Annotated in this window: 10 protein-coding genes; 5 read left to right on the top strand and 5 right to left on the bottom strand. The window is 61.9% G+C overall.

Annotated features, from left to right (window positions below):
- Window positions 1–129: 129 nt before the first annotated feature.
- Genes GY725_16895 through GY725_16885 form a run of 3 tightly spaced genes read right to left on the bottom strand, consistent with a single transcriptional unit; the run spans window position 130 to window position 3,577 of the window.
- Window positions 130–1,158, bottom strand: coding sequence for a 2-oxoacid:ferredoxin oxidoreductase subunit beta (locus GY725_16895; GenBank protein MCP4005869.1), 1,029 nt, complete (start codon window positions 1,156–1,158; stop codon window positions 130–132).
- On the bottom strand, window positions 1,155–3,041 hold the full coding sequence (locus GY725_16890; GenBank protein ID MCP4005868.1) for a 2-oxoacid:acceptor oxidoreductase subunit alpha: 1,887 nt from the start codon (window positions 3,039–3,041) through the stop codon (window positions 1,155–1,157). The genes GY725_16895 and GY725_16890 overlap by 4 nt, the downstream gene beginning before the upstream one ends.
- 5 nt (window positions 3,042–3,046) lie before the next feature.
- Window positions 3,047–3,577, bottom strand: coding sequence for a CBS domain-containing protein (locus tag GY725_16885; GenBank protein MCP4005867.1), 531 nt, complete (start codon window positions 3,575–3,577; stop codon window positions 3,047–3,049).
- A gap of 172 nt (window positions 3,578–3,749) precedes the next feature.
- Here GY725_16885 and GY725_16880 point away from each other — a divergent pair, with 172 nt between their 5' ends.
- On the top strand, window positions 3,750–4,913 hold the full coding sequence (locus GY725_16880; GenBank protein MCP4005866.1) for a steroid 3-ketoacyl-CoA thiolase: 1,164 nt from the start codon (window positions 3,750–3,752) through the stop codon (window positions 4,911–4,913).
- Between the two features lie 3 nt (window positions 4,914–4,916).
- On the opposite strand, the gene GY725_16875 is transcribed toward GY725_16880, so the two are convergent.
- Complete coding sequence (locus GY725_16875) at window positions 4,917–6,083, bottom strand: hypothetical protein (GenBank protein MCP4005865.1); 1,167 nt, start codon at window positions 6,081–6,083, stop codon at window positions 4,917–4,919.
- Between the two features lie 179 nt (window positions 6,084–6,262).
- On the opposite strand from GY725_16875, the gene GY725_16870 reads away from it, so the two are divergent.
- Window positions 6,263–6,709: a cytochrome c gene (locus tag GY725_16870; protein ID MCP4005864.1), complete on the top strand. Its 447-nt coding sequence runs from the start codon at window positions 6,263–6,265 to the stop codon at window positions 6,707–6,709.
- A 184-nt stretch (window positions 6,710–6,893) separates the two neighbouring features.
- Here GY725_16870 and GY725_16865 read toward each other — a convergent pair whose 3' ends face one another.
- Window positions 6,894–8,507, bottom strand: a complete 1,614-nt coding sequence (locus GY725_16865) for an acyl-CoA synthetase (protein MCP4005863.1) — start codon at window positions 8,505–8,507, stop codon at window positions 6,894–6,896.
- A gap of 51 nt (window positions 8,508–8,558) precedes the next feature.
- On the opposite strand from GY725_16865, the gene GY725_16860 reads away from it, so the two are divergent.
- Genes GY725_16860 through GY725_16850 form a run of 3 tightly spaced genes read left to right on the top strand, consistent with a single transcriptional unit; the run spans window position 8,559 to window position 11,869 of the window.
- On the top strand, window positions 8,559–9,779 hold the full coding sequence (locus GY725_16860) for a membrane dipeptidase (protein ID MCP4005862.1): 1,221 nt from the start codon (window positions 8,559–8,561) through the stop codon (window positions 9,777–9,779).
- A gap of 19 nt (window positions 9,780–9,798) precedes the next feature.
- Window positions 9,799–10,521 (top strand): 16S rRNA (uracil(1498)-N(3))-methyltransferase, encoded by a 723-nt coding sequence (locus GY725_16855; GenBank protein ID MCP4005861.1) that lies wholly within the window; start codon window positions 9,799–9,801, stop codon window positions 10,519–10,521.
- 55 nt (window positions 10,522–10,576) lie between these two features.
- Window positions 10,577–11,869, top strand: coding sequence for a glycine--tRNA ligase (locus tag GY725_16850; GenBank protein ID MCP4005860.1), 1,293 nt, complete (start codon window positions 10,577–10,579; stop codon window positions 11,867–11,869).
- The last annotated feature ends 160 nt before the right edge of the window (window positions 11,870–12,029 follow it).

Raw genomic sequence — 12,029 nt, 5'->3', positions numbered from 1 at the left:
GGCATCCCGGGAATGGCGGCATCCCGGGAATGGCGGCATCCCGGGAATGGCGGCATCCCGGGAATGGCGGCATCCCGGGAATGGCGGCATCCCGGGAATAGCGGCATCCCGGGAATGGCGGCATCCCGATCAGACTTCCCAGCGATCCCCTGCATCGAGTAGTTCTTCGAGCGTACCGGGACCCTGGTCTCGAAGCAGGGCCTCCTTCTGGGTGATCGTCGCTTCTTCGAAAGTCGGTTCGTCGACGTCGCGCATGACTCCGATCGGCGTCGGCCCTTCGGACGGACCCAGGCGCGACAAGAGCGTGGCAAGCGTCGGATCCGGGTTGTGCTCGTCGTGCAGGACCTCGACTCCGTCGTCCTTCACGCCAAGGCGGCTCGGATAGAGATTGAGCTTTCTCGAGTTCAATTTCATGACCCGATCGGCATCTCGCCCGTAGACCAGCGGTTTGCCCTGCTCCAAGACGAGTAGTTCGTCGGCCTTGGTCTGTCGGTCCTTGAGCGGTTGGTATGCGCCGTCGAAAAACACCGGGCAATTCTGGTAGATTTCGAGGAAGGCCGTACCCTTGTGGTGGGCCATGCGGCGGATCATTTCCTGGAGATGATTCGCTTCGGTATCGACCGCGCGTGCCACGAAGGTGGCCTCTGCACCCAGAGCCAGCGAAAGCGCCTGGAAAGGCCGTGCAACCGACCCATTGGGTGAAGACTTCGTCTTCATCCCCGCGTCGGAGGTCGGCGAGAACTGGCCCTTGGTCAGTCCGTATACCTTGTTGTTGAACAGGAGCACGTTCACATCGTGGTTGCGGCGCAGCGTGTGGATCAGGTGATTGCCACCGATCGAGAGCGAGTCGCCGTCACCGGTAACGACCCAGACGGACAGTTCCGGACGCGCGAGTTTCAGCCCGGTCGCAACCGCCGGTGCACGACCGTGAATCGTGTGGAACCCGTAGGTGTTCATGTAGTACGGGAAACGCGAACTGCAGCCGATTCCCGAGACGAATACGATGTTCTCTCGCGGAATGCCGAGTTCCGGCATCACCTTCTGCATCTGGGCAAGGATCGCGTAATCGCCGCATCCCGGACACCAGCGAACAGCTTGATCGGTGATCAGATCCTTGCGAGTGAGCGGCGCCCGCTCAGACTCTTCCTGCAGATTCATGCGCGTAGCTCCGTGGATTGCCGCGATTCGACCAGCGGACGGATCGCTTCCATGACCTCGCCCACCTTGAATGGCTTGCCTTGCACCTTGTTGAGTCCCCGGGCGTCGATCAGGAAGCGATCGCGCAAGATCGAACGCAACTGGCCTCCGTTCAATTCCGCGACCACGACATGGCGATAGCGGCTGAGCAACTCGCCGACGTTGGACTGAAGCGGATTCAGATAACGCAGGTGCAGATGAGCAACCGCATGGCCTTCCGCGCGCATTCGCTTGGCCGCCTGGTGCAGGGCACCGAAGGTGCCTCCCCAGCCGACGAGCAGCACATCGCCGGATTCGGAACCGTCGATCTCGGCGAGTGGGATCCGCGAAGCAATACGCTGCACTTTGGCTTCGCGCACGTGGGTCATGTGTTCGTGATTGAGCGGGTCGTAACACACGTTGCCGGTGACATCTTCCTTCTCGAGACCTCCGATGCGGTGCTCGACTCCCGGTGTGCCAGGAACCGCCCAGGGGCGCACGAAATCGTCGTTGCGCAGGAACGGAGCGAAGCCGTCCGGGTCGGTGTGGTGTTCGACGCGAATCGTCTTGAGCTCCTCTCGATCGGGCAGGCGCCAGGGCTCCGTACCGTTCGCGAGTGAGCCGTCAGTCAGGAATACCACCGGGCACATGTGCTCGACCGAGAGCCGCACGGCTTCGATCATGTACTCGAAACACTCGGCGGGCGTCGCTGGAGCAATGACCACCAGCGGGGATTCACCATTGCGCCCTACCAGAACCTGGGCGAGATCGGCTTGCTCCGTCTTGGTCGGCATGCCGGTCGAGGGACCCGCACGCTGGACATTGATCACGACCAATGGCAATTCCACGGCGATCGCGAGACCGATGCCTTCCTGCTTCAGTGCAAAGCCGGGTCCCGAAGTTCCGGTAACTCCGATCGCGCCACCGAACGATGCACCGATCGTAGACGCGACGGCCGCGATCTCGTCCTCGGCCTGGAAAACCGTGACACCAAAACGCGAGTAGCCGGCCAGGTAATGCAGGATGTCGGAAGCCGGTGTGATCGGATAGCTGCCGTAGAAAACGTCGCTTCCGGAGAGCTGCGCGGCGGCAACCACCCCCAATGCGGTCGCTTCGTTTCCGGTGATATTCCGATAGCGCCCCGGAAGGAGTTTTGCTGGAGGAACCCGGTACGTGTTGTCGAAGAAACCCGCGGTCTCGCCCAGGTAGTAACCGGACTGGAAGGAAATGACGTTTGCGTCGGCGATCTGTTTGCTGCGCGCGAACTTGCGGCGAATCGCTTCGATCTCGGGTTCGGTATCGCGGCCGTAGAGCCAGAAGATCAGGCCGAGCGCGAAGAAATTGCGCGTGCGCTGGATTTCCTTGGTCGATAACCCACTGCTGCGCAGCGCGGTCGATACCTGCTTCGAGAAGTCGACCTCGATCAGGCGGTAGTCCGCCAGGCTGCCATCTTCCAACGGGTTCGTGGTGTAGCAGGCCAGTTCGAGGTTCTTCTTCTTGAAGGCGCCGCTGTCCACCAACAACAGCCCGCCCTTCACCAGATCATCGAGATTCGTCTTGAGTGCGGCCGGGTTCATCGCGACCAGCACGTCGGGCGCGTCTCCGGGTGTGAAGATCTCCTGGCTCGAGAACTGCAGTTGAAAGCCGGAAACTCCCGCCAGACTTCCCGCGGGTGCGCGGATCTCCGATGGAAAATCGGGGAAAGTCGAAATATCGTTGCCCGACAGAGCGGCGGTTCGAGTGAACTCCGTCCCCGTCAGTTGCATGCCATCGCCGGAGTCACCGACGAAGCGAATGACTACCGAATCAACCTCTTCAACGGAACCCGAAGGACCGCCCTCGCTGCCACCGTTCAGTTCGCTCATTTCGTTCAGCCGCCGTACTCCGTCTGGATGGCCGATGGGTCGGGAGGAATCGCCGAGGTAACGTCGGGAAACATGGTACAGATGAACCTCACGATGTCCCGCATCGCGACGATTCCGACGGGTCGGCCTCCCGTGTCGGTCAGCGGAATGTGCCGGAAACCACCTTCCGACATCATGTTCAGCGCCAGGGCGATCCCGTGTTCCGGCCTGAGGGTTTCGGGCTTGCCCGTCATGACCTGACCCACACTTACATTCGATGGATCGATGTTCTCCTGTACCGCCCGCAATAGGTCACGTTCGGTGAAGATACCCACGAGAACGCCTTCCTCAACCACGCAGACGCAGCCGGTGTGATTCTCCGTCATGATGGTCACGGCTTCCCGCAATTTCATTTCCGCGGGAACCAGCACCGGCTTCCTGGGTTCTAGTGCGGAAATCGGCTCGCGCAGGATTGCACCGCGCAACAGCCGCTCGTCGTCATCGTAGGCGTCGACGAACTCACTCCGGACCTTGGGATCGGATTGACTATTTTCCACTGCATTTTCTCCCATGCCATGGACCGCGTCGCCGCGGTCGGCCCTCCCCTCAGACGACTCGACAGGTGGTATTCTCGAAATGGTCGGGTCGAAACCTGAACTCGACGAGCCAATCGTTTTGCCGGGAGCGGAGAATTTCGATTCCTCCACCCATGCTTAGAGGGGTCTATCTATGCGTCCAGTCTACATCATTGAAGCCGTCCGCAGTCCAATCGGAAGGCGGGGCGGAGCCGTTTCGTCCCTCCATCCCGCAGACCTGCTGGGTCGCATCCAGAAGGCCGCACTCGACCGCAGCGGCGTCGACGCCGAGCAGATCGGACAGGTGATCGGAGGCTGCGTCTCACAGGTGGGTGAGCAGAGTTTCAATACCGCCCGGATCGCCTGGTTGTCGCAGGGACTGGCGGAGGAGGTGGCCTCGACGACGATCGATTCGCAGTGTGGATCGAGCCAACAAGCCACCACTCTGGCGGCCGGACTGGTGGGCTCTGGCCTCGAGGATGTCGCCCTGGCCTGCGGTGTAGAGATGATGAGTCGAATTCCGCTGGGCGCGAACATGAAGGGCGGCTCACCGATGCCCCAGAGTTATGGCGAGCACTTCGCTTTCTCGACCCAGTTTGGCGGTGCCGAGCTGATTGCGAACGAGTACGGCATCACGCGGGCCGATACCGACGCTTTCGGCCTGCGCAGCCAGCAGCGGGCCGCGGCAGCCTGGAAAGCCGGCCACTTCGATCGCGAGGTCATTCCCCTGGACGCACCCGTGGTCGACGCCGAAGGCAAGCCCACCGGCGAGACGGTGCGCGTCGAGCGAGACGAAGGGCTGCGCGAAACCTCGCTGGAGAAACTGGCTCAACTCGACCCGGTCAAGGGCAACAATCTGCACACCGCGGGCACGTCCTCACAGATCTCCGACGGGGCGGCGGCACTGATCCTGGCATCTGAGGAGGGTCTGAAGAAACTCGGCGTGAAGCCGCGCGCGAAGATCGTCGCGTCGACCCTGGTCGGGTGCGATCCTGTCACGATGCTGAAAGGTCCGATCCCCGCGACCGCCAAGGTACTCGCGCAGTCCGGACTGAAGATCGAGGACATGAGTACCTGCGAAGTGAACGAGGCCTTCGCGTCGGTCGTGCTGGCCTGGATGAAGGAGGCCAAGCCGGTCGAGGAGCGCGTAAACCCCAACGGCGGAGCCATCGCACTCGGTCACCCGACCGGCAGCACCGGAGCACGCCTGATCACGACCGCATTGCACGAACTCGAGCGTATAGACGGACGCTATGGCCTGATTTCGATGTGCTGCGGTGGAGGACTGGGCACGGGCACGATCATCGAGCGGGTCTGAAACTCAATCCGAGATCGGTTCCAGATCGGCCGGCGGAAACGCCAGGTTGCGCAATTCCTCCAGATGCTGGCGGATGTCCGGGGGGATGTGCGTGCCACCGGAACCGGAATATCCAAAAACGATCTCCTGCTCGTACAGATTGAAAGACCTGCGCGCGATGACCGGGTCCCTGGCGGTTTGTATCGCGAGTTCCAGGTACTGGAACGCCGCTGAAGCCCAGGCGAAGCGCGCGATCTCGAGTTCTGCTTCTCCGAGCAGGAGATAGGCTTCGGCCAGTTTTTCCGGCCCAATTCGTTCTTCTTCGAGCGCGGCGTGCAGGCCCGCGCTGACCGCGAGGTACCGCACCAGCAGGCGACGGTCCGCGACACGGCGCTTCGCTTCGCTCAGCTGGCGGAGCTGGGCCCGGATGCGCGCGATCTCGAAGGCAGGGGACTCGCCTTCAAGGGCCCGCAAGTCTGCAATCCAGGCATGGATGTCATCGTCGACGACCTGCGAGAACGATCGGCTGGCCAGTTTCTGAAGTGTCGCGAGCGCGCGCTTGGGAACCTGTCTCACTCGCACGGCCACCGCCAGATAGTCGACCAGTGGTCCCCAGGGCAAGAGGCGCGAAGACCATTGATCCAGCCCCTTTTCGTATGAGTCGAGCGCGTCGTCGAAACGGCGCGTTGCCAGGTGAAGTCGCGCGCGTTCGAACGGCTCCATGCTCTTGAAGCTCTCGTTATTGGCGAAGCCCCGAGCCAGCGAGGAGTCGTCTGAACTCATGCGCGAGTGACAGCTCACACACACGCCGGTCAAGTGGCGAACGAAAAAGCTCGCTGACTCCGAAGAACCGGCGCGCACGTCTTCGAGCGAGCGCGCGGCCTCGCGGCCGAGAACTGCACCGAGATAACGGGCGCCGGGATCACGCAAGGAGCCGTGTACGGCCAGTGCGTCCGATCGATCGACCAGGCGTGCGAGTGCCGCTTCGACTCGCTTGCGGTTTTCGGGTCGCGTCAACGCGTCATCTTGTACGGCCAGGGGAAGGAGGATGTGCAGCTGGGCGAAGATGTCCTGCATCGTGGCCGGCAGCTCATCTTCTCCAGGGCCGACGCCTCCAATAGGTCCCGCAGACACAGTGAGCGCCAGAAGCGCCAGAGGCGCCAGAAAGATCGCGAACGGCTTGATCGTCATGCGGGAAAAACTAGCAGGAAGTGAGCCATTGCTCGAAGCGAGGTTGGGAACGGGACTCCGCTATGTGTGACCGACCGTCGCACGGGCGGTTGCCGATGAGACCTTTGGCCCCAGAAACTCGCATAGAGCAGGGGATCGGAGGCCGCCGAGAGGGCACGCGCGTTGCACGATGATGCGGCATGAAGATTCGACTGTTCGCATGCACGACATCGCTGGTCCTTCTCCTGGGAGTTTCGGCGTGTCCGACAACTCCACCGGGAACCCCGGTCGCGGAGCAGGAACAGGCCGAACGTATCGCAGCGGGACGCGACCTCTATCTGAGCTTCTGCGCTTCGTGTCACGGGCACGGGCTGCGCGGCGACGGCCCGGTCGCGGATTCGTTGCGCACGCCGCCTCTCGACCTGACGCAGATTGCCGTTCGACGCGGTGGACAGTTCGAAGCCGCAGAGGTCGCAGCCTTCATCGATGGCCGAAACCGCCTGCCGGCCCACGGCGACCGGGACATGCCGGTGTGGGGGCGACGCTACGACGATCGGAACGCGATGATGGTGGACGAGACGCGCCTGAGCCCTGGAATGATCTTCACGCTCGTGGCCTATCTGAAATCGGCCCAGGCCATGCCGTGAGCCACTTCGAGCGAGACCTCTAGGGAATCTCTGCACAGGGAGGATTCGAGCGAGAAGCGGGAGTCACCGCCTGAGCAAGAAGCGTGATCCGATCGCAGATCCGTAGATCTGCAGAGGGTCGCGCGACGCAGCGCAGGCGGATGCATCGCGCTTCGCAGCCGCAGCCTCCCTGTGCAGAGCTTCCCTAGCCCTGATACTGTCCGGCAGCAAAACTCGCGGCCGACTTGTAGTCGGCCTTGCCGTTGCTGGCGCGGAACATCGCCTCCACTCCGTAGATCCGTTTGGGCACCTTGTACGCGGCGATTCGCTCTCGAACCCAGGCGCGCAGCTTGTCTTCATCCAGCGCTGCGCTCGGAGCGAGTTGGACCACACCCACCACGGCGTTTCCCCACTTGTCGTCGGGTACGCCGACCACCAGGGCATCATCCACATCGGGATGGGTCTTCAGTGCCTCTTCGACTTCCTCGGGAAAGATCTTCTCCCCGGCGGAGTTGATGCAAGCACTTCCGCGTCCCAGGAGTGTGAGCGTTCCGTCGGGCTCGACCAGGCACCAGTCTCCCGGAATCGAGTAGCGTACGCCGTTGATCGTCGGGAACGTCTGCGCAGACTTCTCCTCGTCTTTGTAGTAGCCCAGCGGAATCGGGCCACAGCGTGCGATGAAGCCCTTCTCGCCGCTGCCGGGTTGAACCTCTCGATGGTCTTCGGTGAAGACCTTGCACTTCTCACCGATCTGGAACTTCGCGGTCTTGGTCTCCCCCGCGGCCGTGGTGACCGACGAACCGAAGCCCACGGCCTCCGAAGAACCGAAGGCATCGACCAGCATCAGGCCCGGATGGTGGCGCAGCAGACCCTGCTTCACCTCTAGGCTCCACATCACGCCCGAGGACACGATCAGCTTCAGGCTCTTCAGGTCCCAGCGGCCTTCGTCGTCATCGAGCGCCCGGAGCATGGGCTTGGCGAATGCGTCGCCCACGATCACCAGCGAGTCGACACCTGCCCGATCGACGGTGTCGAAGAGTTCAACGGGATCGAACTTGGCCCCGGGCAAGGTGACGACCGTACCGCCGCCCAGGATATTGGTGATGGAGGTAAACAGTCCCGTTCCGTGCATGAGCGGACAGCACGGAATCTGGCGTGCACCGTCGAAGGCGGCCACCGCTTCGACCAACTCTTCGAGCGTGGCCGGTGCCTGGCCGGCGTGTGCGGGCGCGCTGGCTCCCGCACCCAGTGCCGCCCAGAGATCGGGCAGTCCCCACATGACCCCTTTGGGCATACCGGTCGTACCACCGGTGTAGAGGAAGAGTGTGTCTTCCGGGCCGCGCTCGATCCCCAGTGGCTTTCCCGAGCCACCCGTTGCGATGGCTTCGTACGAGGTCGCGAAATCCGCGACCGAATCACCCAACTGGATCCAGTGCTCCACCCGCGGCAGGCGATCGCGCAGCTTCTCTACGTGCTCGAGGAACTCGGGGTCGAACACGACGAATTTCGAATCGGAATTCTCCAGGATGTACCAGAGCTCGTCATCCAGGTACCGGAAGTTGACGTTCACATGCGTGAGTCGCGCCTTGAACGCGGCCGCGAGCGCCTCTGTGTACTCCGTTCGATTGCGCATGTAGAAAGCGAGCTTGTCGCCAGGCTGCGCTCCGTTTTCTCGCAGCCAGCTGGCCAGATTGTTCGAACGACGTGCGAAGTCCGACCAGGAGACCGTGTGCTCTCCGTGGATCAACGCCGGTCGCTCCGCGGGAATGACCGCTTCAATTGCCTCGAGGATGTCTCCAAAGTGCCAAGTCTGTGTCATGCGGTCATAATACGCGAAACCGGTGTTGCGATTCCGAAGGAGGCAGATCCAATGGCGCAGGTCCTCAGATTCGTCGCTCTGACCCTTCTGTGCAGCGGCTGCTTGCAATCCGGCGCCGAACTCGGGCTGGAGGAACGCGCACTCCGATTGCACCACGACGCAATCGTGGTCGACACCCATTCCGACACGACACCCTACTTCGAGGATCCGACCTGGGACTTCGGGGCAAGACATGAGGCGTCCGAAACCCATATGGACCTGCCCCGCATGCGCGAAGGCGGGCTCGATGTGGAGTTCTGGTCCATCTACATGGGCAAGCGAGACGGCGACGGTCGCGCGATCCGCGAGGCGCTGGAGCGCATCGACGCCGTCTGGCAGATGGCCGCCCGGCATCCCGAGGTCGAGGTCGCAACCACGTCCGCCGAGATCCGTCGCTACGCGGCCGAGGGAAAGACCGTGAGCCTGATGGGTGTCGAAGGTGGACACATCATCGAGAACAAGCTTTCCGCGCTGCGCATGTTCCACCGACTGGGCGCCCGCTACATGACCCTGACACACAGCTTCCACACCGACTGGGCCGACTCCTCGGGAACCACTTCGGTTCCCGAGCCGCGCCACGGCGGACTGAGCTTGTTCGGCGAACAGGTCGTCCGCGAAATGAACCAGTTGGGCATGATGATCGATGTCTCACACGTGTCGGACGAAACATTCTGGGATGTCATGCGCGTTTCGCTGGCGCCCGTAATTGCTTCGCATTCCTCCTGTCGCGCGGTCTTCGACCATCCCCGCAATATGGACGACTCCATGCTGAAGAAGCTCGCGGAGACCGGCGGCGTGATCATGATCAATTTCTACCCCTCGTACATCGACGCGCAGGCGAATATCGAGACGAAGGCCTACTTCGAGAAGTGGGGTGGCGCCCTGAAGAAGATGCGAGAGCAGTACGAGTCCGATCTGCCTCGGCTACGCAGCGCCCGCCGAAAGTTCTTCGCGGCAAAGCCTGTCCCCCAGACCTCGATGGGCGTTCTTCTCGACCACTTCGATCACGCTCTTCGGGTTGCCGGGCCAGATCACGTCGGCATCGGTGCCGACTGGGACGGAGTACCTAGCATGCCGAAAGGAATGGAAGAGGTGACGGCGCTTCCACTGCTGACGCAGGGATTGCTGGAACGAGGGCATTCCGAGGCAACCGTTCGAAAGGTGCTCGGTGAAAACCTGCTGCGGGTCATGTCCAGGATCGAGGCGGTCGCTGCTCGGCTCTCGCAGCCCTGAACGCCCGCAGCCGCACTCCATGAACGTCATCCTGTTGGAGCGAACGGACTTCATCTCTACCGAGCGAGTGCGGTTTTCGGGTCGCCGGCTTGCACATCTGCACAATGTACTGCGCGCACAGGTCGACGATGAACTGATCGTGGGCGAAGTCGACGGCATGCTCGGAACGGGGCGGCTGACCGAACTCTCAGATCACGTGGCGGAGCTGGACGTCAGGCTGGATCGAACTCCGCCCGCCCCCCTCCCCTTCAAGCTGATTCTGGCTCTTCCCCGGCCGCCGAGCTTGCGAAAGGTGCTCAGTCAGGCCTCGGCGCTCGGCATCAAGTCCATCTGGCTGATCCACAGCCGGAGAGTCGAGAAGAGTTTCTGGCAGAGCAGCGGTCTGGAACCCGAGGCCTTGCGCAAGCAGCTGCTCCTGGGCCTGGAGCAGGCGGGCGATACGATTCTGCCGCAGATCACCCTGCAGAAGCGCTTCAAACCCTTCGTCGAAGATGAACTCGAAACGATTGTCGGCTCGGGACGCCTGTTGCTGGCAGATGGCGAGGCAGAGCATCCGTGTCCCGGCAACCTCGACGAAGCGCTGACGCTCGTGGTCGGTCCAGAAGGCGGTTTCATTCCCTATGAGATCGAAACCCTGCAAGCGCACGGCGCCCGACCCGTGTCTCTGGGTCCGCGCGCGCTGCGCGTCGAGACCGCAGTCGTGGCACTGATTTCCCGACTGTCCCCGTTGAAGCTACTCTGAGGTTGACACTGTTTCGGAGTGTTTCGATACTCGCCCGCGCTGGAAGGAGTTTCTCATGGACAAGATCGTCGCCCTCTGCCTCAACCGAGGATTCATCTATCCCTCAAGCGAGATCTATGGCGGCATCAACGGGTTCTGGGACTACGGTCCGCTGGGAACCGAGATGCGCAATAACGTGAAGGCCGCCTGGTGGCAACGCATGGTGCGCGAGCGCGATGACGTCGTCGGCCTCGACTCCTCCATCATCTGTAATCCCGAAACCTGGGTAGCATCCGGGCACGTCGAGAACTTCCACGACCCCATGGTCGACTGCCGCAAGTGCAAAAAACGCTTCCGCGCCGATCAGGTCGATGATGATGATCGTTGCGCGGAAAGCGACGATGGCCAACACGATCTGACGGATCCGCGGCAGTTCAACCTGATGCTGAAGACGAGCATTGGCGCGTCGGCCGACTCGTCCATCGATGCCTACCTGCGCGCCGAAACCTGCCAGGCGATCTTTCTGGACTTCAAGCGCGTCATGCAATCGAGTCGTCAAAAACCGCCGTTTGGTATCGCACAGATCGGCAAGGCTTTCCGCAACGAGATCACACCCAGAAACTTCGTGTTTCGCTCACGTGAGTTCGAGCAGATGGAGATGGAATTCTTCACGCCGCCTGACAAGGCGGGGGATTGTTTCGAGCGCTGGCGAGAGACGCGCCTCCAATGGCACCACGATATCGGCCTGGCCCCGGAGAAGTTGCGCTGGCACGAACACGGACCGGACGAACGCGCACATTATGCGGCCGCGGCGTACGACATCGAGTTCGAGTTCCCGTTCGGCTGGCAAGAACTCGAAGGCGTGCACAACCGCACTGATTTCGATCTGAAAGCGCATAGCGAGCATTCAGGAAAGGACCAGTCGTACACCGACCCGGAAACGAAGAATCGCTACACGCCGTACGTAGTAGAGACTTCGCTCGGCGTCGATCGCTGCATGCTCGCGCTTCTGACCGGCGCCTACACAGAAGACGAAGTCGCGGGCGAGAAACGCACGGTACTGCGGCTGACGCCACAGATCGCACCCATCAAGGCGGCCGTGCTACCGCTGTCGAAGAAACTCGCGGAACCGGCCCGAAAGATCGCTGCGGGCCTGCGCAAGCGCTTCAATATTGCGGTCGACCTTCCGGGAAGCATCGGCAAGCGTTACCGACGCCAGGACGAGGTAGGCACACCGTACTGCGTCACCTACGATTTCGAGTCCGAAGAAGATCAGAAGGTCACCGTACGCGATCGCGATACGACTGAGCAGGAGCGCATCTCAATCGATGCCCTGCCCGGGTACCTGAACGAGCGAATTCTGGACTGAACCGGGTGCGCTAGTGTCCGGTTTCAGAAGTTCCATCTCTAATGCTTCCGAGCGTGGACCTGGAGGACTCGGGAACAGAAGCGACGGATGCTGTCGAGGATCTGCTCGGCGCTCTTGGTCCAGATGAACGGCTTTGGCGCTGCGTTGTGCCTGTCGAGAT

The organism is bacterium, from assembly GCA_024226335.1.
Classification (GTDB): domain Bacteria; phylum Myxococcota_A; class UBA9160; order SZUA-336; family SZUA-336; genus JAAELY01.
Note: the sequence above shows the minus strand (reverse complement) of the source record. Positions and strands in the feature narration are given on the sequence as shown.